This is a genomic window from Thauera sp. 28 (genome assembly GCF_000310145.2).
In the GTDB taxonomy this organism is placed as follows: Bacteria; Pseudomonadota; Gammaproteobacteria; order Burkholderiales; family Rhodocyclaceae; genus Thauera; species Thauera mechernichensis.
The window spans coordinates 39988-61737 of the sequence record NZ_AMXA01000009.1 but is presented as its reverse complement, the minus strand read 5'-3'; the positions used below and the strand labels follow the sequence as shown (position 1 = coordinate 61737).

Genomic DNA, 21750 nt, shown 5'->3' with positions numbered 1-21750 from the left:
CTTGGAACGAGGGGGCCGAGATGCGGCCAGAATTCGACTACAGCGCGGCATTCTCGCGCAACATCGGCTGGGTGACCGAGGCCGAGCAGCAGACCTTGCGCTCGCGGCGCATCGCCATTGCCGGCATGGGGGGGGTTGGTGGCGTTCATCTGCTCACCCTCGCGCGCTTTGGCATCGGTGCATTCAGCATCGCCGACTTTGACCGTTTCGACATCGTCAACTTCAATCGCCAGGCCGGCGCGATGATGAGCACGCTGGGCGAACCCAAGGTTGATGCCCTGGCGCGCATGGCGCGCGACATCAATCCCCTTGTCGATCTGCGCTGCTTTCCCGAGGGAGTCGGCGAGGATAGCCTCGATGCCTTCCTGGAGGACGTCGACCTCTACGTCGACGGTCTGGATTTCTTTGCCTTTGCCGCTCGGCGAGCCGTTTTCGCCGCCTGTCATCGTCGCGGCATTCCAGCGGTGACGGCAGCCCCGCTCGGCATGGGGGCTGCCGTGCTCGTGTTTGCGCCCGACAGCATGTCGTTCGAGGACTATTTTGGTCTCGAGGGCTGCGATGAGGATGAGATGGCGCTGCGATTCCTGCTTGGCCTGTCGCCGGGCATGCTCCAGCGCGCCTACCTGGCCGATCCGTCGCGGGTTGACCTGGCTGCGCGCAAGGGGCCTTCGACCATCGCCGCATGCCAGCTGTGCGCCGGTATCACCGCAGTCGAGGCTTTGAAACTGTTGCTCGGCCGCGGCAAGGTCTTCAAGGCGCCCTGGGGGTATCAGTTCGATGCCTACCAGAGCCGTCTCAAGCGCACCTGGCGCCCGGGTGGGCATCGCAATCCGCTGCAGCGCATCGGCCTCTGGCTTGGTCGCATGCAGCTACAACGCATGAAGCAGGAGGCGCTCAAGCATGGCAAGTCGTGAACAGCTGCACCGCATTCTCGAACGCGCGCGCTGGGCGCCCAGTGGCGACAACACCCAACCGTGGCGCTTCGAGATCCCGGCCGAGGGCCATGTGGTGGTGCGTGGGTTCGATACCCGCGACCACGTCCTCTATGATTTCGATGGTCGTGCCAGCCAGATTGCCCATGGCGCGCTGCTCGAGACCCTGCGCCTGGCGGCCAGCTGCGAAGGGTTGCGCACCGAATGGTCCGTCCGGCCCGGTTGCGCGGACGATGCCCCCGTTTACGATGTGCGCTTCTTCGCCGATGCCAGTGTGGAGCCCGATCCGCTCGCGCGCTACATCGAAACCCGAGTCGTTCAGCGCCGGCCGATGCGCACCACGCCGCTCACCGACGCTCAGCGTGCTGCCTTGGTCGATGCCGTTGGCCCGGCCTTCAGGCTGCGCCTGTTCGAGCGCTTCGCCGAGCGTCTGGCCGTCGGCAGGTTGCTGTGGGCCAACGCTCATATCAGGCTGACCACGCCCGAGGCCTTCGAGGTTCATCGCAGCATCATTGAATGGAACGCCCGGTACAGCGACGATCGCATCCCCGATCAGGCGGTCGGCGTTGATCCCGCCACCGCCAAGCTGATGCGCTGGGTGATGCAGAGCTGGCAACGGGTGGATTTCTTCAACCGCTATCTGTTTGGCACCGTGGCGCCGCGCATCCAGCTTGACCTGCTGCCTGCGCTCGGCTGCGCTGCCCATATCCTCTTGCTGCCGCCGCGCTCGCCCCAAGGTATCGAGGACTACCTCGCCGCCGGCGTGGCGATGCAGCGGCTGTGGCTGGCGGCGGAGGCGCAGGGGCTGCACCTGCAGCCTGAGATGACGCCGGTCATCTTTCGCTGGTACGCGCGTGCCGGACGTTCGTTTTCCGCCCACCCTGGCATCGATGCTGCGGCTGCACGACTCGCCGAGCGGTTCGAGCAACTGGTCCCGGCTGCGTCCGACGATGCCTTCATGTTCTTCTGCCGCGTGGGCCGCTCGGCAACGCCGCATGCGCGCTCGCTGCGCTTGCCCCTGGCACGCTTGCTTGGCGAGCGCCCGGAGGCTCCGGGCTAGGTCCACCATGCCTTCAGGCTGGTCGAGTGAGTGTCGGGAATTTTTACACTCATCATGCCTGGAGGGTTTGCTTGAGTAATGCCGCTTTCTCAAGTGGATGAAAGAAAAGGGGTTTGTAAATCTGGCATGCTGATTGCTTTATGTTGTCCGAGCGGTTCGGCAGTGCTGGCAAGGTAGCTTTGATCGCGAGCGCTCGATACCTGCGGTACTACTTGAATAACGGAGGACATTATGAAACTTAAGAAAACATCGCTCGCGACGGCGTTGGTGGCAGCCCTGGCAATGGGTGCGGCGGGCCAGGCCTCGGCGAGTGTCTACGCGGGTTCGTCGCTGGATGTCAGCAACCTGGTGATCGGTTTTGTGAACCAGAATACTGGCGCTGTCATCACCAACCTGAGCCCGAACTTCACCTTCAACGTGGAAGATTCCGCCACGCTGAACGGTTCGACCCAGGCCTTTGCCGCATCCTGCAGCAGCCTGCTGGAAAACTGCAGCGCCGTGCCGCCGGTGCTGGCAGTCAATGCCGCCAACGCGCCGGGCAGCAGCCTCACGCGCGCCAACAACGACTACACGCTGCTCGGTCAGGGTAACGGCACCTACGCCAACTCGAACGCCGAGATCAGCACCGCCCAACTGGTGAATGGCTTCCCGTCGGAAAGCCAGCAGGTTGCCGAGGCCGAGCTTCTGGTTTCGGGTGCAGGTCAGGCATCGTCGAACATCCAGTCGAACACCACCTGGACGTTCGATTTCGTGATCGACACCAACCTGGCGGTGATGAACCTGAGCTTTGTCGCCAATCCGGAGATGAAGGCCGATGTCACGCTCATCCCGCCTTTCACCTCGGGTCTGGCCCAAGCCAACCTGACGACGAACTTCACGCTGTCGCGTGAAGGTGCCCCGCTCGTCGTCTGGAGCCCGAACGGCGCCGGTACCGGCCTGCTGTGCGGCATTGGCCTGACTTGTACGGCTGCTGAGGGCGAGTCGCTGAACATTACCCTGGGTGTTGGCCCGGCGAGTGAGACCGCTCAGCACAGCCTGGGCACGGCTGGCACCAACTTCTCGCTGAGAGCAGAGGGTCTGACGGAAGGTCGCTACTCGCTCACGCTGGCGGCGCTGACCAGTGTCAACGTCACCCAGGTGCCGGAACCCGGTACGCTGGTGCTGCTCGGCGGCGCGCTGGCTGCGCTGGGTGTGGGTGGCCTGCGTCGTCGTCGCGAAGAGAAAGTGGCCGCCTGATCCTGTGATCGGTGCTGGCTTGGCAGCCTGAAGCAAGGTCGCCAAGTGGAAGAAGCCGCGAGTTCCTCAGGGAGCCGCGGCTTCTTTGCGTTCGCGGTGCGTGCGCAGTTGTTCGTACGTCCTTGTGCCCCGTTCGGACCGGCCCCCCTGTTTCGTTCATCGCCCCAGATCGCGATCGATACGGGCAACGGCCAGGCCGGTAAGGGCGAGGTGAATGACCAGGTAGATCGATAGGACACGCGCGACGAAGCTGCTGATCGCGTTGGCGTCGGCGAGCTGCGCAACGACCGCGAGCGTGGTGGTGGTGATCAGCATGGCGCTGTTGCCGCGTCTAAAGATGACGTAGAGCGGGCGCTTGAACGCCTGTTCCAGTGCAAGCCAGGTGCGCCGCCCCGAGTAGAAGAACAGCGCGAATCCGACGATCCATGCTGGGTCCGGTGCCGGGGTTGTTCCCGTGCTCAAGTGCGCAAACGCGAATCCCACTGGGACGACGTGAGTGATGATGTGGGCTTTGACCCAGCGGACGTCTGATCCGGTGCGCTGGCAAGCCAGCTCCGGGGCGCGTCGCCAGGCGTGCGCCAGCAGCGTGCAGATGCACAGGCTGGCCAGACCCGCCGTCGGCAGGACGGCGCTTTCGAAGGGGGCTGCAGCCAGTGCCAGCCCGGCGCTCAGCAGTATGGTGCAGGGTGTGAGTACCGCCAGCCGGTCGAGGGCTTTTGGGGGCAGGGCCATGCGAGTCCAGCGTCTCATGCGACGAAGCCTCAACCAGAGCTGGCTGGCTTGCCCGGCCCTAGGTCGAAGGTGCTCATGTAGTCCGCAAACCGCTCCCGAATCGACTCGCCCGACAAGCCGAAGTCCTCGGGCGTGTAGCGATGACTGCGCGGTTTTTCGCGGTCCTTGGCGAGAAAATCGCTGAGCTGCGAACGTGCGCTGCCTCCGAATTCAAGCCCGAAGTGACCGTAGATGGCGGACACCGTGCCCATCGGGTCTGCGATGAGGCGCTTGTAGGGGATATCGAGAACGCCGTGTTCTGGCCGGCGTCGGCGTGCAGCCAGATATGCGTCCATATCCGTCGCAAGGCGCTGCAGCACCTGCTGGCCGAGCTCCGCATTGTCGATGCGTGACGCGCATATGCCGCGGAATGCGGCATTGAGGCTGGCCCAGGAGGCAACCGACTGAACCGGGTCACGGTGCAGATGAACCAGGCAGGCGTCCGGATAGGTGTCAAGCAGGCAGTCGAGGGCGGCCAGATGGTCGGGCGACTTCAGCAACCAGCGCTTGGCGGGGTACGTGGCTTGCAGTACCTGCAGCGCGCCTCTGTGATGCAGGTAGGTTGGCCGGTGGTCCACATGGTCGAGCCATGTGGAGTATCCGGGTACGTTGAACATGCCCGCAAGTGCCTGCGTTGCGAAGCGCTGCATCAGGATCGGGGTGCATTCCTCGGGGCCGTCGAGGTAGAACTCGTGGATGTGTTCCAGCTGTGGTGCGAGATAGCGCTGGAACGCCATCAGAAAGCGTCCTGTTCGACGCCGAGGGTCGTGCTCCCTGGCTGTTGCTTGCCTGGGCGGCATCTGGGAAACGGTTGTCTCCCAGTTGCTGAGATAGCGGTGCTCAGGGTCGCATGCGAGCAGGTTGAAGAGGAAAGAGGTTCCCGACCGCGGCAGGCCCAGGATGATGAGCGGGCGGCTTACCGGAGCGTTGATGACCTCCGGGTGTGCGGCCTGGTAGGTCATCAGCTTGAGGTGGTTGCTCAGCAAGCCGACGAGTAGCTCAGAGACGTAGTAGCGACCGAACGGATGGAGGTCCGCTGACTCGTTCAATGCGCCCACCAGATGCTCCAGCCCTGTTGCGGCATCCGCGGGCAAGGACACTTTGCTGCCGCTCTTCTCCATCGCCGAGGCAATGAGTGCTGCGGAAGACAGCGGTTGGCTTGCCGATCGCCCGAGGGCGCTCGACAGCAGGTTCCAGGTCCTGACCAGCAAGCTTTGCTGAGGGGGTGTGTTCGATGGCACGGTCGGTTCTCCTTGCTCTTGCCCTCAGGCCACTGGATGCTGCGCTTGGAAAGCCGTAGCGCTCAGCGGTGTGATCCAATCTCCGCAAGCTGCGCCCGCGCCTCGGCCTCGAAGCGGGTGCCGACGCCGTCTACGATGAGCTTCTCGAGTGTTGCTCGCGCGCCCGCCGCATCACCCTGGGCGGCCTGCACCTGGGCGACATGCAGCCGAACCTGGCCGCTCTCCGGGTTGAACTTGAGTGCCTGGTCCAGCAACCAGCGTGCTTGGGTCAGGTCGCCGCGCTCGAAGTGGATCATGGCCAGGGTATCGAGGACGTGCGGGTCTTCGGGAGCAAGCTCGTTGGCTCGGCGCGCCGATCGCAAGGCATCGTCGGGTGCGCTCTTGCGGCTTAGCCAGGCGACGTTGTTCAGCGACGGGACATGGTCGGGATGCCGTTCGAGCACCTTCCGGTAGGCGCTGATGGCCTCCGTCGTCTGATCCAGTTCCAGGTGGGCGCCGGCAAGATGGAGCAGCATGCCGGTATCGTCCGGATGGTCGGTGAGCCAGCGCTTCATGAACTGGAAGGCGTCGTCATGCTTCTTCTGCCCCCACAGGCTGCGGGCGAACTGCTGGGCAAGTTCTGAGCGGGGCGAATGTTCGAGTGCCTTGCCAAGAAGGTCCTCGGCCTTTGCGAAGTCGCTGGTCACCAAGGCGTGCCAACCGGTGGCCGCGAAAACCTCGGGCAGCTCACCGAAATCCGCCGCAAGTTTCGAGGCGGCGCCGGCCGCTTTCTCGAGTTGGGTGGACTGGGTCAGGAAGCGCAACTCGGCGATGCGCGCCGGAAGGTGGCGCGGATTGAGGCGGAGTGCCTCGGCCAGCTCGCGTTGGGCGCCACGGAAATCCCGCTGCTGCAGGAGTGCTTCGGCGAGCAGAACGCGTGCATAAGCCGCATCCGGGGCGATCCGGCTGAGGTGCATGAAGGCGGTGCGTGCCGCTTCGGCATCGCCCTTGGCCAGGTAGGCAGTGCCCTGTAGTTCCAGGAAGATTGGGGTGGTCTCGATCTGCTTGGGGCTGAGTTCGCCCAGCACCGCGAGGGCCTTGTCCGGCGTGCCAGCATTCAGGTGGCGGCGCGCCAGCAGGCTGCGAGCGGTGATCGCGCGCGGGTTCTGTTGCAGCAGGCGCTCGAGGATCCGGTTCGCCTCCGCTTGCTTGTCCTGGCCGTGTGCGGCCGCGACCAGCAGAAGTGCGACCACTTCGTCGTTCGGGCGCTGGTCGGCCAAGGGGCGGATGAGCGTGTCGATGCGCGCGAAGTCGCGGTCGTTGAGGGCGAGTCTGGCCAGGTTGATACGCGCACTCGCATTGGCGGGGTCACGTTGCAGAACCTGCTCGAGGATGCCGCGGGCGCTTTCCCATTGACCGGTCGCAAGGTCGATGGCGGCAGAGAGGCCGAGTGGTCCCAGCTGGTCGGGGTGGCTGGCACGCAGGGCCGCGATGCGCGTGCGCGCCTCGTCATAGCGCTGATCCCTGAAGGATTGCAGAGCGAGCAGGAAGGAGGTCCTGTAGGCGTCCTCGCTGTCGGCGCCGAGTTCGGGAAGCTGCTGTCCGGCCATCAGTTGAGCCAGCATCAGCAGGTTGAGCGATTCGCGAGAATCAGGGGCAAGCCGGGCAAGCCGCTCCGCATGCAGCAGGGCACGAGGGGCGTCGCCTTCCTGAAGTGCCGTCCATGCGACCATCTGCAACGCCAGGGTGTCGTCGGGATTGGCCTTGAGTGCCGCTTCGAGCGGTGCCTTTGCAAGGGCGAAGTCCGAGCGACCCGCCTGGGCCGCGCCGACGAGGATGTTCGCCGATCGCGACTGCGGCGCACGGGAGCGGATGAAGTCGGCGTGGACGAGCGCTTGCTCAGGCTGGTTCAACAGCAGGCGCGTCGTGGCCAGGAAGTAGCGGTTGGGGATGAAGTTGGGGTCGTCATTGAGGCTGACCTCGAACTCGTTGGCCGCCTCCACAAGCTTCTGTTGCTGGAAATGGGCCAGGCCCCGCACGTAGGCGACATAGGACGTGCGCGCAACCTTTGACAGCGGCGCGAGGTCGGCGAGCGCCTCTTCGACCTTGTTCTGCAACAGTTTTGCATGGGCTCGCTTGGCGCGGTCGAGCGTGAGATAGGCGCGGTTGGCGACAGCCTTGTCGTAAGCGGCTTCCGCGGCCTCGTAATTGCCCTGTTCGAGCTCGAGATCGCCGAGCAAGGCCCACGCGTCTGCACTGTCGGGGTGGCGTTCGACAGCCGCACGCAAGCTCGCCTTGGCGTCGTCCAGCCGCCCGCGTGTGGCGAGTACGAAGGCGGCGCCGATGCTCGCATCCACGTTGCCGATGTCGATCTCCTGCGCGCGCGCGAACTGCTCGTCCGCCTTTTCGGTTTCCCCTTGAAGCAGCAGCGCCTTGCCGCGCAGGGCGAGCAGCGTTGCCTGGACCTCCGGCGAGGCGTCCTGCGGCAGGATCGAGGTCTCCGTGAGCAGGCGCGCGGGGTCCTGCTGCAACAGGAGCGCGCGCGCAAGAACCGGAAGCACTTCCGTGCGCGCAATGCCGAGTTCGATGGCACGTCGGGCGTCGCGCTCAGCCTTGTCGCCGTCGCCGAGCTCGAGTGCGACTTGCGCCATCAGCCAGCGTGCCTCCAGATTCTGGGGCGCCTGCTGCAAGGCGTTGTTGAGCTCGATCGAGGCCGCGTTGAAGGCTTTCTGGTCGATATGGCCCGCAGCCTTGCGGATGTAGTCGTCCGGGGAGAGGTCCTTGCCGCAGCCGCCGAGGGCGAGCAGGCTTGCAAGGGCAATGATCCGGAGCGACGTGCTTGGGCGGCGGTGCGGCATACGGCATCCTCGGTGGGCTTGGGGTGTGTCGGGGTGGGCGCGTGTCGAGGTTGCGCCCGGCGGTCACAGTCAAAAAGCATTGTAGCAAAGCGGGCGCACGCCATAGGGTGACGCAATGCCGCGGTGATGGTGTCCGTTCGTCGTGAACTCGTCAGACGGTGTGGTCTAGCCGGTAGCGCCGGTGAGGCTCGTGAGGTGGCCGACGAGGCTGTCGGCGGTACCTGCTGTGATGCCCTGTTCCGTGTCGCGGAGGTCGCGTGCACGTTGCGTGAAGCCCGGATGTGTCAGCAATGCCCTGAGTGTAGTGGCCGCCAGCACAGGCGATACGCGGTCCGCGCGCATCAGCAGTCCGGCGCCGAAGTCTTCAATCGCCCGCATGTTCAGGAACTGATCCATATTGCGTGCGATACCCAGCACTGGTACGCCGTGACTCAGGGCCTGGTTGGTGGTGGGGCTGCCGCCGTTGCAGATCACCAGGCTGGCCTGGGCGCACACACGGTCGCCGGGCAGGTAGTCGAAGATGCGTGCACGGCCGGTGTCGAGGCCCATCGGCAGTGGCTTGCCTGCGGTGGTGAGCACGATGTCGCAATCGAAGCGCTCGAGCATGGGCAGCAGGGCGGCGAGTACCGCCGGGGAGCCCGAACTGCCCATGGTCACGTACACAAGAGGGCGGCCGTCCTGCTTAAGTGCGGTCAGTTCGCCCTCACCTGCAGGGGACCACGCCAGGGGGCCGATGAAGGCGGCGCCCGCATGTTCGCGCACCTTTGGAAACAAGGCGCGCGGGTTGGCGAACAGGCGCAGGTCGGCGTCGGTGTAGCACAGGCGCAGGTCGTGGCCGAGACTGCCCAGGCCATGGCGACGGCGCAGGCGCTCCATCGGACGGGCGTGGACGCGGAAGGCGAGCGGTGCGACGCGTTGAAACACGGCCTGTGCCAGCTGGATGGGGGCGAAGCGCGTCCACGGAAAGACCGGAAGTGCTGGCTTGAGCGGTGCTTCCGGACTCCAGTAGGCATCGCACAACGTGGCGTAGGGGATGCCCTCAAGGCGTGCACTCACCGAAAGCGAAAGGCGGAAGTCACCGACCACGACATCGGGGCGGAGGCCGCTCAACAATGCGCGGTCGGCCGTGACATAGGCTTCAAGGGTGTCGAGGTCGTACAGCGGCTGGCCCGCATCCAGGCGGCGGGCGAACTCGGCGGGGGGCTGGGTGTGCAGGTCGACGACGGTGAAGGGCTCGTCCCGGGTCATCCACGAATAGGCAGGTGGGCGCGCGAGCGTGACCCGGATGCCGTGGTTGTGGAGCAGGCGCGCGACGAGCAGGGGGCGGCCAACGTGCGCCAGCGTCGAGCCTTCCGCGAGCAGCAGGACGGATTGCAGCGTATGGTCGGGCATGGGCGCATCCGGTTGCGGGAATAAGGATGCCGCGCGCTGCGGCTGGCCTCATTATCCGCGCGTTGCCGGTACCGCGCCTAGCGTCACACCATGTTGTCGCGGTGGATGAGCTCGGGTTCGTCGATGTAGCCGAGCAGCTTCTCGATCTCTGCCGTCGGCTTGCGCGCGATCCGCCTGCATTCCGATGCCGAGTAGTTGACCAGTCCGCGTGCCACCTCCTCGCCAGCGGATGTGCGGCAGGCCACGGCTGCGCCGCGCTTGAAGTCGCCGCGCACCTCGATCACGCCCACCGGCAGCAGGCTCTTGCCACCCTTGAGGGCAGCGACGGCGCCGTCATCGATGACGAGGTCGCCGGCGAGCTGGAGGTGGTCTGCGATCCACTGCTTGCGTGCCTGCAGCGGCGTGCTGGTGGCGTAGAGCAGGGTGCCGAGCGCATCGCCTGCGGCAAGGCGCAGCAGCGGGTCGGCTTCGCGCCCGCTGGCGATGCAGGTGTGGGCGCCGCTGCGGGCAGCGCGCTGGGCGGCGCGGATCTTGGTGATCATGCCGCCACGGCTGATGCCGGTGCCGGCGCCGCCGGCCATGGTCTCGTACTGGCGGTCTTCGGCGCGGCCTTCGCTGATCAGTGTCGCAGTGGGGTCGCGGCGCGGGTCTGCGGTATACAGGCCTTGCTGGTCGGTGAGGATGATCAGCGCCTCCGCCTCGATCAGGTTGGCGACCAGCGCACCCAGGGTGTCGTTGTCGCCGAACTTGATCTCGTCGGTGACCACGGTGTCGTTCTCGTTGATGATCGGCACCACACCGAGCTCGAGCAGGGTGGTCAGCGTGCTGCGGGCGTTGAGGTAGCGTGTGCGGTCGGAGAGATCCTCGTGCGTGAGCAGGATCTGCGCGGTGTGCAGGCCATGGCGCGAGAAGGCTTTCTCGTAGGCCTCGACCAGGCCCATCTGGCCGACGGCGGCTGCGGCTTGCAGCTTGTGCATCTCATGCGGGCGCTTCGCCCAACCCAGGCGCTGCATGCCGGCGGCGATGGCACCCGAGGACACCAGCGCTACCTCGCGGCCTTCGGCGCGCAATGCGGCGATCTGGCGCGCCCAGGCGTCGAGTGCGTCCTTGTCGAGGCCGGCGCCGTTGTTGGTGACGAGTGCGCTGCCGACCTTGACCACGAGGCGGCGGGCGTTGCGGATCTTGGTTCTCATTTCGATGCGTGTGCGCGGTTGAATGGGCTTCTGACGGTCAGGGGTGGCTCGGCGCGTCGCTCCCGGCGTCGGGCGTGCCATCGTCTTCGGGCAGGGTATCCTCGTCTTCGCCCAGCGCCTCTTCCTCGAAAGCCGCGTCGGCTGCCGCGCGAGCCGCTTCCAGTGCCGCCAGCCGTGCGACTTCGGCAGCCTGGCGTTCTGCGCGCTCGGCCTCGATGCGGGCGCGCTCGGCGTCGAGGAAGTCCTGGATGGCGAAGATCAGCCCCTGGGTGCCTTCGCCCTTGATGGCGGAAATCTCGAAGTGGCGCTCGACCGGACCGTAGGCGTCGAGGAAGGCTTTGACGCGCGCTTCGCGCTCATCCTCGGGGATGAGGTCGAGCTTGTTGAGCGCCAGCCAGCGTGGCTTGTTGTAAAGATCCTCATCGTACTTGCGCAACTCCTCGACGATCGCCTTGGCGTCCGCGACTGGGTCTGCCTCGGGGTCGAATGGTGCGAGGTCGACCAGGTGCAGCAGCACATGGGTGCGCTGCAGGTGGCGCAGGAACTGATGGCCGAGGCCCGCACCCTCGGCTGCGCCTTCGATCAGGCCGGGAATGTCGGCGATCACGAAGCTGCGCGCCTCGGTGGTGCGTACCACACCGAGGTTGGGGGCGAGGGTGGTGAAGGGGTAGTCGGCGACCTTGGGCTTGGCGGCCGAGACGCTGCGGATGAAGGTGGACTTGCCGGCGTTGGGCATGCCGAGCAGGCCGACGTCGGCCAGCACCTTCAGTTCCAGGTGCAGGTTGCGGTACTCGCCTTCCTGACCCATCGTCTTCTTGCGCGGGGCACGGTTGGTGCTCGACTTGAAGTGGATGTTGCCGAGACCGCCGCGGCCGCCGCGGGCGATCAGCACGGTCTTGCCGTCCTCATCGAGATCGGCGACGAGGTCCCCGCTCTCGAGGTCCTTGATCACCGTCCCGACCGGGAAGCGCAGCGTGATGTCGTCGCCGCCCTTGCCGTAGCAATCGCGGCTGCCGCCGTTCTCGCCGCGCTCTGCGCGGAAGCTGCGCGTGTAGCGATAGTCGATCAGGGTGTTGAGGTTGCGGTCGGCCACTGCGTAAACGCTGCCGCCGCGCCCGCCGTCACCGCCGCTGGGGCCGCCCTTGGGAATGAACTTCTCGCGGCGGAAGGTGGCCGCGCCGTTGCCGCCGTCGCCGGCGTAGACCTCGATGCGGGCTTCGTCAAAAAACTTCATGCCTGATCAACCTCTTAGCGGAACACGCAGCAGTGCGCGCCCTGGAAACAAAAAAGCCCTACCACGTGGATAGGGCTTTTGGACTGCGATGCGATCGAACGCGTGCGATCAGGCCGCTTCCGGCACGATGATCACGGTGCGGCGACGCAGGGCGCCCTTGACAGCGAACTTGACGACACCGTCCTTGAGTGCAAACAGGGTGTGGTCCTTGCCGATGCCGACGTTGTCGCCCGGGTGGTACTCGGTACCGCGCTGGCGAACGATGATGTTGCCGGCGAGCACGAACTGACCGCCATAACGCTTCACGCCGAGGCGTTTCGATTCCGAGTCGCGGCCGTTACGCGAACTACCGCCAGCTTTTTTGTGTGCCATGTCGGATTACCCCCTGCGCCTTAGGCCGAGATCGCTTCGATGCGAAGCTCGGTGTAGTTCTGACGATGCCCCTGGTGCTTCTGGTAGTGCTTGCGGCGGCGCATCTTGAAAATCTTGACCTTGTCGTGACGGCCGTGGGAAACCACGGTCGCCTTGACGGTAGCTCCGGCAACCACCGGCGTGCCGATCTTGACGGCCTCGCCTTCACCGACCATGAAGACCTGGTCGATGGTGATTTCGGAACCCACGTCGGCCGGTATCTGTTCTACCTTGATCTTTTCGCCAGCGGCAACGCGATACTGCTTGCCACCGGTTTTTATCACCGCGTACATGGTGTTACTCCAGTTGATGGGTCTGCAAAGAATCGCGCACGATAACTGAGCTGGCGCGTGAAGTCAATGCACATTGCGCTGCAATGCGTGCTTGCTCAGTCACTTGCCGCCAGTCCGGGCAGCAAGGCGGCGAGCGCCTGGTGTTCGGTGCGGTAGCTGGCCTGGGCGGCGATGCGCGGCCATAGACCATCGCGCTCCATGGCATCGATGACCTGCTTCTTCAGTCCGCAGAAGGCGATGGCCTGGCCCTGGGCATGGAAGCGCTCGATGAGACCGGCCAGGGTGTGCAGGCCGGTGGCGTCGATGTCGTTCATGCCGGTCGCCGACACGAGCACCATGCGTACCTTGTCCTGCGCACGTGCGGCTGCAAGCATGGCGTCCTCGAAGGTGGCTGCAGTGACGAAGGTGAGTGGGCTGTCAAAGCGCAGGATGACGAGCTGTGGGTGGGGGTGAGGCAGGCCGAAGCGCTCGCGGTCGCGGTAGGTGCCGTCCTCATGCAGGCCGAGCAGGGCTGCGCGCGGGCGCATGCCGCGATACACCATCAGCCCGAGCGACAGGATGAGGCCGGTGAAGATGCCGTTCTGTATGTTGGGGGCGAACGCAAGTGTGCCGAGGAAGGTGACGGCGGCTGCCGCACCGTCGTCCTTGCTCGCGCGCCAGGCGCGTCGCAGCACCCCGGTGTCGATCAGGCCGGCCACGGCCTGCAGGATCACCGCGGCCAGCACCGGCTTGGGCAGGTGCCATAGCAGCGGGGTCAGGTAGAGCAGCGTAAGTACCAGCAGAGCGGCAGTGACGAGCGAGGACAGGCCGGTGCGGGCTCCGTTTACATAATTGAGCGCCGAGCGCGAGAACGATGCGCTCACGGGCATGCCGGACGTGAAGGCGGCGGATATCTTTGCCAGCCCTTGTCCGATGAGTTCCTGGTCCTGTCGCCAAGGCTGCCGGGTACGGCCGCAGATGAGCTTGGCACTGGAGGCGGCTTCCATGAAGCTGACCATCGCCACCACGAAGGCGGCCGGCAGGATTGCCGCAACCAGGTCCGGGCTCGGCGGTGGCAGGCTGGGCAGGGGCAGGCCACGCGGGATGTCGCCGACCACCTCGCCGCCGCTGGTGGCAAAGCCGGACCACGCCGACAGTGCGGTGGCGGTGGCGACTACCAGGGGGACGCCGGGCAGGCGCGGCCACAGGCGCTTGAGCGCGACCAGTGCGGCCAGGCTACCCAGGCCGAGGCCCATCGACGGCCAGTGAGGGGCAGTCAGGCCGCCAAGGGCCTGGGTGAAGTCCAGCACCAGGTGCTGCGAATGGGGCATTGCCAACCCAAGCAGGGGCGGAACCTGGGTAAGGCAGATGATCAGCGCAGCCGCATTCACGAAACCCATCAGCACTGGCACCGAGAGCAGGTTCAGCAACCAGCCCAGCCGCATCAGCCCGAGCCCGAGCTGAATGAGCCCGGACAGCAGCGCGAGCAGGAGGGCGAGTCCGAGCAGGTCGCCGCCGGCAAGCCCGGCCAGGGGCACGATGCTGGCCGCGACGAGCAGGCTGGTGAGTGCCACCGGTCCGGTGGACAGCTGCCCGCAGGAGCCGAACAGTGCCGCCACCACGGCAGGGAGGAGGGCCGCGTACAGCCCGACCTGTGGCGGCAGGCCGGCGAGCTTCGCATAGGCCAGCGCTTGCGGGATCAATACCAGCGCCACCGTGATCCCGGCCACAAGATCGCCGCGCACGCCGTGCGCCCGCCATTGCGCTGGCCAGGACAGAAAGGGGAGAAAACGCACGGAAGGCGGCATGGGGGCTGTGCGGCAGCGGTGACTGCGAGCGGGCAGGCGTGTCGTGAGTGCGAAGCGGTGCGGGAGCTCACATTTTAAGGACAAACCCCGGCGCTGGCGCTCTCCAGTGGGAGCGGCGCGAGCCGCGAGGGCATAATGCAGGCCTCCCCGACGTGTCCGGAGCCCCGTGCAGATGGCGATCAGCCGCATTCCCCCGATCCAGTGCCTGCTCACCTTCGAGGCGGTGGCGCGCCTGCGTAGTGCGAGCCGTGCTGCGGAAGAGCTGTGCGTGACGGTGAGTGCGGTCAGCCATCGGCTGCGCCAGCTCGAGACACACATGGGCGTGCGATTGTTCTGCCGTGGCGACTTTGCCCTCACTGCCGAGGGTGCGGCCTACCTGCAGCACGTCGCTACCGCGCTCGCCGCGCTGCAGCAGATGCCCGGTGAGCGCGCCGCGGTGGGGCCGCGCCGCCTGCGTGTCGCGGTGACGCCATCCTTTTGCCGCCAGTTCGTGATGCCCAAGCTCGAGCTGTTCCGGCGCAGCTATCCCGACATCGAGCTCACGCTGCAGGTATCGATCCCGTTGCGCGACGTGACCGCCGAGGCGGCCGACCTGGAGGTGCGCTACGGCCTGGGCGGCTACGCCGATGTCGAGCACAGGCTGATCCTGAGTGACGTGGTGACGCCGGCGTGCAGCCCGGCCTTCCTGGACGAGTTCGGCCCCTTCGACGGTTTTGAGCACGAGGCCGAATGTACGCGCGTGCGCCTGGTTCGCAGCCCGCTCGAGCCCTGGGCGCATTGGTACGCGCATTGCGGACTCCCGCTCGCAGAACCGGCCAGCGGCGCGCAGTTCAACGACCTCGGCTTGGTCTACGATGCCGCGGCGAGCGGGTTCGGCGTGGCGCTGGTGCGCCACAAGCTCGGTGCCGCGTGGTTCGACAGCGGCCGCCTGCTCAGCCTGTCGGCGCGACCGATGAACTCGCCCTTCGGGCATTACATCTGCTGGACGCCAGGCGCGCTCGAGCGCTGGGAGTGCGCTGCGTTTGCGGACTGGCTGCAAAGCGTGCTGCCCTGAGTGGAGGGGTGCAGGGCGCAAGCCCGGCTTGCCGGCGTGAAGTTTTTTCAAGGGTGTGGCGAAATTGCTTCAAGCCGGTTGCGCCGAGCGCCGCCTATACTTCGAGCCTGCGGCGGCAGGGGCGGGCCCTGGCGGACGCTTGTCGCGAGGACTCTCGATGATGAACCCAGAAGCCGATGTGCTGCCGTTCGGAGAAGCCGAACGCGATTTCTCAAGCGTCGACAAGGCACGCGTCGTGGAAGCGCTGAGCCGCGTATTGCCTCCGAACACGCTGATGTACGAGACCGAGGACCTGCGTCCTTACGAATGCGACGGCCTGGCCGCGTATCGCGCGCTGCCGCTGGTGGTCGCGCTGCCGACGACCGAAGCGCAGGTGGTCGAGGTGCTGCGCATCTGCCATGAACTGGACGTGCCGGTGGTAGCGCGTGGCGCAGGCACCGGACTGTCGGGCGGTGCGCTGCCGCATACCCGGGGCGTGCTGCTGTCGCTGGCGCGCTTCAACCGCATCCTCGCTCTCGACCCGCTGGCACGCACTGCCGTCGTTCAGCCGGGGGTGCGCAACCTTGCCATCTCCGAGGCGGCTGCGCCGCACGGGCTGTATTACGCGCCCGACCCGTCGTCGCAGATCGCGTGCACCATCGGCGGCAACGTCGCCGAGAATGCGGGCGGAGTGCACTGCCTCAAGTACGGTCTCACGGTGCATAACCTGCTGCGTGTGCGCGGCGTGACCATCGAGGGCGAGATCGTCGAGATCGGCAGCCATGCGCCGGATTCTGCGGGCTACGACCTGCTCGCCCTGGCGACGGGCTCCGAGGGCATGCTGGTGGTGGTGACCGAGGTCACCGTCAAGCTGGTGCCCAAGCCTCAGCTTGCCCAGTGCGTGCTCGCGGCCTTCGACGATGTCGTGCGCGCGGGCGAGGCGGTCGCGCGCATCATCGCTGCCGGCATCATCCCGGCAGGCCTCGAGATGATGGACCAGCCCGCGACCGCCGCGGTCGAGGAATTCGTGCGTGCGGGTTATCCGCTCGACGCCAAGGCGATCCTGCTGTGCGAGGCCGACGGCACGCCGGAGGAAGTCGCAGAAGAGATCGAGCGCGTGCGCGCGGTGCTCGAGGGCAGTGGTGCCACCGAGATCCGCGTGTCGCGTGACGAGGCCGAGCGCCTGCGCTTCTGGGCCGGGCGCAAGGCGGCTTTTCCGGCGGCGGGGCGACTCTCGCCCGACTACTACTGCATGGACGGCACCATTCCGAGAAAGCGCCTGGGCGAGATGCTGACCGCGATCCAGGCGATGGAGGGGCGCTATGGCCTGCGCTGCATGAACGTGTTCCATGCCGGCGACGGCAACCTCCACCCGCTGATTCTGTTCGATGCCAACCAGGCGGACGAATTCGAGCGCGCGGAAGCCTTCGGCGCCGAGATCCTCGAGCTGTCGGTGGCGCTGGGCGGCACCATCACCGGCGAGCATGGCGTCGGGCTGGAGAAGATCAACCAGATGTGCTCGCAGTTCACCACCGCCGAGGTGCGCCAGTTCTTTCGCGTCAAGGCCGCGTTCGACCCACCCGGCCTGCTCAACCCCGGCAAGGCGATCCCGACCCTCAACCGCTGTGCCGAGTACGGCCGCATGCGGGTGAGCCGTGATCACGTGCCCTACCCGGATCTGCCGCGGTTCTGAGCCGGAGCAGGGGCGTGGTGGACGCAGGGCGACAATCAACGAGGGGGCAGCAGGACAAGATGGCAATGACGGCAATCGAAGCGCTGTGGCGCGAGCGCGTGCGGGCGGCGGCTGCGGCGGGCACGCCGCTGTGCCTGCGTGGCGGCGGCAGCAAGGATTTCTACGGACGCGAGGCAGGCGGCGACGTATTCGAGCTGCGCGCCAACACCGGCGTGGTGGCCTACGAGCCGACCGAACTGGTGGTGACCGTGCGCGGCGGTACGCCGCTGGCCGAGCTCGAGGCGCTGCTCGCGGCGCAGAACCAGTTCCTCGCCTTCGAGCCGCCCCACTTCGGTCCAGCCGCGACGGTCGCCGGCTGTGTGGCGGCGGGGCTGGCGGGGCCGCGGCGCATGAGCCAGGGCGCAGTGCGCGATTTCGTCCTCGGCGTGAAGATGCTCGATGGTCGTGGCGAACTGCTTTCCTTTGGCGGCCAGGTGATGAAGAACGTCGCCGGCTATGACGTGTCGCGGCTCGTTGCCGGCAGCCTCGGCACCCTCGGCATCGTGCTCGAAGTCTCACTGAAGGTGCTGCCGCGGCCGGTAGCCGAGGCGACGCTGCGTTTCGAGATGGACGAGGCTGGGGCGATCGAGCGCATGAATGCGTGGGGCGGACAGCCCCTGCCGGTGTCGGCCACGCTCTGGCAGGCCGGTGTGCTGCACCTGCGCCTGTCGGGGGCGGATGCCGCCGTGCGCGCTGCCTGTGCGCGCCTGGGTGGCGAGCGCATCGACGATGCAACGGCCGCCGTGCTGTGGCAGTCGGTGCGCGAGCACGCCCACGAAGCGTTCGCGTTGGCGCCGGGCGAGTCCTTGTGGCGCCTGGCCGTGCCGACCACGGCGCCCGCGCTCGGCCTGCCCGGGCGTCAGGTGATGGAGTGGGGTGGCGGTCTGCGCTGGCTGGCAGGGCCGGCCGATGCCGCAGTCGTGCGCGCCCGTGCTGCGGCCGTGGGTGGCCATGCCACCTGTTTCCGTGGTGGCGATCGCCGCGGCGCGGTGTTTCATCCGCTCGCCGCGTCCGTCGCGACCTTGCACCATCGCCTCAAGAAGGCCTTCGATCCTGCCGGCATCCTCAACCCCGGCCGTCTTTACGCGGAGTTCTGAAGCATGCAGACCCAACTCGCCGATTTCGTGCGCGGCACCCCCGAGGGTGCCGAGGCCGAGGAGATCCTGCGCAAGTGTGTGCATTGCGGTTTCTGCACCGCGACCTGTCCGACCTATCAATTGCTCGGCGACGAGCTCGACGGACCGCGCGGGCGCATCTACCTGATCAAGCAGATGCTCGAAGGGGCTGAGGTCACGGAGAAGACCCGCCTGCACCTCGACCGCTGCCTCACTTGCCGATCCTGTGAGTCCACCTGTCCGTCGGGCGTGCATTACAGCCGCTTGCTCGACATCGGCCGCCACATGGTCAACGAGCGCGTGCCGCAGCGCGGCGGCGCGGCGATGACGCGCTGGGTGCTGCGCGAGTTCGTGCCGCGTCCGCGTCTGTTCGGCGCGGCGATGAAGCTTGGCCAGGCGATGCGCGGACTGCTGCCGGCCACGCTCAAGGCCAAGGTCATGGTGCCGCGCCCGGCGGGGGCATGGCCGGCGGCCCGCCACGCTCGGCGGGTGCTCGCGCTGGCGGGGTGTGCGCAGCCCTCGATGGCGCCTTCCATCAACGCGGCGGCGGCGCGCGTGCTCGACGCCGTGGGGGTATCGATGTCCGAGGCGCCAGGCGCCGGCTGCTGCGGCGCGGTGCGCTTCCACCTCCATGACCAGGAGGGCGCGCGCGACGATGCGCGACGCAACATCGACGCCTGGTGGCCTGCCATCGAGTCCGGCGCGATCGAAGCCATCGTGATGACCGCTTCCGGCTGCGGGGTCCAGGTGCGCGACTATGGGCATCTGCTGCAGCACGATCCCGCATATGCCGACAAGGCCGCGCGGGTGAGCGAGCTGACGCGCGACATCGCCGAGGTCGTGGCCGCCGAGGCCGATGCGCTTGTTGCTGCGCTCGGCGCGCGCGCGCTGCCGCGGCGTCGCCTGGCCTGGCATGCGCCCTGCACGCTGCAGCATGGGCAGCGCATCCGTGGCACCGTGGAGCGCTTGCTGGCGTCGGCCGGTTTCGAGCTGACTCCCGTGCGTGACGCTCACCTGTGCTGCGGTTCGGCGGGCACCTATTCCCTGCTTCAGCCCGAGCTGTCGACGCGTTTGCGCGACGACAAGCTCGATGCCCTGCAGGCAGGCGGTGCGGGGCTGATCGCTTCGGCCAACATCGGCTGCATATCCCACCTTCAGGGCGGGACCGGGACGCCGGTGCGGCACTGGGTCGAGCTTGTCGACGATTGCCTGGCCGGGCGTGAGCCAGGCGTTGGCGGCTGAGCGTGAAATAAATCACGCCGCCGCAGGTCGCCCGGTCTGGTTGACCGCGTGCCGCCTCTGCCGCCCTGCCGGCGCCCTTGCTATGATGCTTCGTCACCAAGCCTTGGGCTGCTTCTTCTTCGATGTCATTCACCGCCGAGACCTGCGTCGCCATGCACACGGGCGACCGCAAGGAACAACAGGACCGCGTGGGCCTTTTCGGGCATCCGACCAGGCCCGGCATGATGATGGCCGTGCTCGCCGACGGCATGGGGGGGCACAGCGGTGGTGCCATGGCCGCCGAGCAGGTGCTGTTGCGCGCACGGCAGAACTTCGAGGCCTACGCACCCCTGCACGAAACCCCCCAGCACCTGCTCGGCAGCGTGATCGACGAGGCGCACACGGTCATCAAGCTCACCCGCTTCACCAGCGAGCAGGATCCGCACAGCACAGCCGTTGTCTTCATGCTCCAGCAAGGCAAGGCGTACTGGGCGCACTGCGGTGACTCGCGCATCTACCATTTCCGCGGCGTACGCACGGTGTCGCGCAGCGCAGACCACTCGCTGGTGGGCGAGCTGCAGCGCAAGGGGCGCCTGGACGAAGCCGGCGCCCTCAACCATCCTCAGCGCAACGTGCTGCTCGCCTGCCTTGGCAGCGAGCGCGAACCGCGCATCGAGTACGGCAGCGAAGAGGCACCCGTTGCCGGCGACTGTTTCCTGTTGTGCTCCGATGGTCTGTGGGCCTACTTCAGCGATACCGAGCTCGCTTCGACACTGCAGGAGCTGGCGCCGCGGGCGGCGGCGGAGCGCCTGATCGCGCTTGCGCGCCAGCGCGCCTGCGGCAGCGGCGACAACATCTCGCTTGCCATCATCAAGCTCGTTCCTGCCGCGCCCAAGAGCGCGCTGCCGCCGCTGCGCTGACCCATTGCAGGGCCTTGGCGCGCTGCGAGCGCGGGGCCCGCTCCCCCTTCTGGTGCATTTGGATGATTGCATAGGCCGCGAATGCCGTTAATATGGCTTTCGTGTCGGCCCCATGCGCCTTGAGCGCGGGGCAGGGAGAGATCAACAATAGGGCGGCCGACGCGTCTTTCGATTGCAATTTCATACTGTTCTACAGGGAGGACTACGCCCATGCCTCTGGTCATCGGAGTGCTAGCGGAGACCCATCCCGGCGAGCGACGCCTGTCCGTCGTGCCGGATGTGGTCAAGAAGTATCAGGGCCTTGGCGCCCAGGTGGTGATGCAGAAGGAGGCGGGCAAGGCCGCGCACTTCCGCGATACCGATTTTGCCGATGTGAGCTTCGTCGATAGCGCAGAAGCGGTTGCCGCCGCGGCCGACGTGGTGCTGTGCGTGCAGGCCCCGCCGGCCGCCATCATCGGCGCCATGAAGCCGGGCAGCGTGCTGTGCGGCATGCTGCAGCCGTGGGCGAGCGCCGAGCGTGCGCAACAGCTCATCGACGGCCAGATCAGCGCGTTCGCGCTCGAGCTGCTGCCGCGCATCTCGCGCGCGCAGAGCATGGACATCCTGTCGAGCCAGGGGGCGGTCGCCGGCTACGAGTGTGCGCTGATCGCCGCTGACCACTCGCCCAAGTTCTTCCCCATGCTGACCTACGCCGCCGGCTCCATCCGCCCGGCCAAGGTACTGGTGATCGGCGCTGGCGTGGCCGGTCTGCAGGCGATCGCCACTGCGCGCCGCATCGGCGCCATGGTCGAGGCCTATGACGTGCGTCCCGAGACGCGCGAACAGATCGAGTCGCTCGGCGCCAAGTTCGTCGACACCGGCGTGTCGGCTGCGGGTACGGGCGGTTATGCGCGCGAGCTCACCGACGAGGAAAAGGCCAAGCAGGCCGAACGCCTGGCCAAGGCCGTGGCGCAGTGCGACGCACTCATCACCACCGCGGCGATCCCGGGCAAGAAAGCACCCAAGATCATCACCGCCGACATGATCGCGCGCATGAAGCCGGGCGCCGTGGTCGTCGACATGGCGGCCGAGACCGGCGGCAACGTCGAGGGCACGGTCGCCGGCGAGAAGGTGTGGATCAACGACGTGCTCGTGATCGGTCCGACCAACATCGCCAGCCGCATGCCGGTGCATGCGTCCGAGATGATCGCCAAGAATCTGTTCAATTTCATTTCGCCCTTCGTCAAGGACGGCGCACTCGCGCTCGACTGGCAGGACGAGGTGCTCTCAGGCAGCTGCCTGACGCATGCGGGCGAGCTTCGCCACGCCGGCGTCAAGGCCGCGCTCGGCCTGTAAGGAGGAC

The 21750-nt window shown here is 66.7% G+C and carries 18 protein-coding genes; 9 read left to right on the top strand and 9 right to left on the bottom strand.

From position 1 onward, the window contains the following. The first annotated feature begins 20 nt into the window (after positions 1–20). From C662_RS08865 to C662_RS08855, 3 genes are all read left to right on the top strand, one after another. On the top strand, positions 21–914 hold the full coding sequence (locus C662_RS08865) for a ThiF family adenylyltransferase (RefSeq protein WP_002927626.1): 894 nt from the start codon (positions 21–23) through the stop codon (positions 912–914). Then, positions 901–1992 (top strand): nitroreductase family protein, encoded by a 1092-nt coding sequence (locus C662_RS08860; RefSeq protein WP_002927625.1) that lies wholly within the window; start codon positions 901–903, stop codon positions 1990–1992. The genes C662_RS08865 and C662_RS08860 overlap by 14 nt, the downstream gene beginning before the upstream one ends. Positions 1993–2223: 231 nt before the next feature. Further along, the gene (locus C662_RS08855) at positions 2224–3228 is read left to right on the top strand and encodes an EDSAP-1 family PEP-CTERM protein (RefSeq protein WP_232433248.1); all 1005 of its coding nucleotides are present in this window, start codon (positions 2224–2226) and stop codon (positions 3226–3228) included. Between the two features lie 156 nt (positions 3229–3384). Here C662_RS08855 and C662_RS08850 read toward each other — a convergent pair whose 3' ends face one another. The 9 genes from C662_RS08850 to C662_RS08810 all read right to left on the bottom strand — a co-directional run bounded on the left by C662_RS08850 (position 3385) and on the right by C662_RS08810 (position 14387). Then, the gene (locus C662_RS08850; RefSeq protein ID WP_232433247.1) at positions 3385–3978 is read right to left on the bottom strand and encodes a hypothetical protein; all 594 of its coding nucleotides are present in this window, start codon (positions 3976–3978) and stop codon (positions 3385–3387) included. Between the two features lie 11 nt (positions 3979–3989). Beyond that, positions 3990–5120: a sulfotransferase family protein gene (locus tag C662_RS08845; RefSeq protein WP_157354489.1), complete on the bottom strand. Its 1131-nt coding sequence runs from the start codon at positions 5118–5120 to the stop codon at positions 3990–3992. A 182-nt stretch (positions 5121–5302) separates the two neighbouring features. Next, positions 5303–8077, bottom strand: coding sequence for an XrtA/PEP-CTERM system TPR-repeat protein PrsT (gene prsT, locus C662_RS08840; protein WP_002927613.1), 2775 nt, complete (start codon positions 8075–8077; stop codon positions 5303–5305). A 165-nt stretch (positions 8078–8242) separates the two neighbouring features. Further along, on the bottom strand, positions 8243–9469 hold the full coding sequence (locus C662_RS08835; RefSeq protein ID WP_002927604.1) for a glycosyltransferase: 1227 nt from the start codon (positions 9467–9469) through the stop codon (positions 8243–8245). A gap of 83 nt (positions 9470–9552) precedes the next feature. Next, positions 9553–10662, bottom strand: a complete 1110-nt coding sequence (proB, locus tag C662_RS08830) for a glutamate 5-kinase (protein ID WP_002927602.1) — start codon at positions 10660–10662, stop codon at positions 9553–9555. Positions 10663–10699: 37 nt separating this feature from the next. Beyond that, positions 10700–11896, bottom strand: coding sequence for an Obg family GTPase CgtA (cgtA, locus tag C662_RS08825; RefSeq protein WP_002927599.1), 1197 nt, complete (start codon positions 11894–11896; stop codon positions 10700–10702). 108 nt (positions 11897–12004) lie between these two features. Continuing rightward, the gene (gene rpmA / locus C662_RS08820) at positions 12005–12268 is read right to left on the bottom strand and encodes a 50S ribosomal protein L27 (protein WP_002927597.1); all 264 of its coding nucleotides are present in this window, start codon (positions 12266–12268) and stop codon (positions 12005–12007) included. A gap of 20 nt (positions 12269–12288) precedes the next feature. Then, positions 12289–12600 (bottom strand): 50S ribosomal protein L21, encoded by a 312-nt coding sequence (rplU, locus tag C662_RS08815; protein WP_002927594.1) that lies wholly within the window; start codon positions 12598–12600, stop codon positions 12289–12291. Positions 12601–12695: 95 nt separating this feature from the next. Continuing rightward, positions 12696–14387: a SulP family inorganic anion transporter gene (locus tag C662_RS08810; RefSeq protein ID WP_037984339.1), complete on the bottom strand. Its 1692-nt coding sequence runs from the start codon at positions 14385–14387 to the stop codon at positions 12696–12698. A gap of 172 nt (positions 14388–14559) precedes the next feature. Between C662_RS08810 and C662_RS08805 the strand changes: the two genes are divergently transcribed. The 6 genes from C662_RS08805 (at position 14560) to C662_RS08780 (ending at position 21743) form a co-directional block, all read left to right on the top strand. Next, entirely contained in the window at positions 14560–15441 is an 882-nt protein-coding gene (locus C662_RS08805) for a LysR substrate-binding domain-containing protein (RefSeq protein ID WP_002927590.1), read from the top strand. A gap of 160 nt (positions 15442–15601) precedes the next feature. Continuing rightward, positions 15602–17113, top strand: coding sequence for an FAD-linked oxidase C-terminal domain-containing protein (locus tag C662_RS08800; RefSeq protein ID WP_002927589.1), 1512 nt, complete (start codon positions 15602–15604; stop codon positions 17111–17113). A 65-nt stretch (positions 17114–17178) separates the two neighbouring features. After that, a complete protein-coding gene (gene glcE, locus C662_RS08795) occupies positions 17179–18249 on the top strand; it encodes a glycolate oxidase subunit GlcE (protein ID WP_002927581.1) in 1071 nt (356 codons plus the stop codon). Positions 18250–18252: 3 nt separating this feature from the next. Beyond that, positions 18253–19509: a glycolate oxidase subunit GlcF gene (glcF, locus tag C662_RS08790; RefSeq protein WP_002927578.1), complete on the top strand. Its 1257-nt coding sequence runs from the start codon at positions 18253–18255 to the stop codon at positions 19507–19509. 122 nt (positions 19510–19631) lie between these two features. After that, the gene (locus tag C662_RS08785; RefSeq protein ID WP_002927575.1) at positions 19632–20408 is read left to right on the top strand and encodes a PP2C family protein-serine/threonine phosphatase; all 777 of its coding nucleotides are present in this window, start codon (positions 19632–19634) and stop codon (positions 20406–20408) included. 210 nt (positions 20409–20618) lie between these two features. Continuing rightward, a complete protein-coding gene (locus C662_RS08780) occupies positions 20619–21743 on the top strand; it encodes an NAD(P) transhydrogenase subunit alpha (protein ID WP_002927572.1) in 1125 nt (374 codons plus the stop codon). Positions 21744–21750 lie beyond the last annotated feature (7 nt).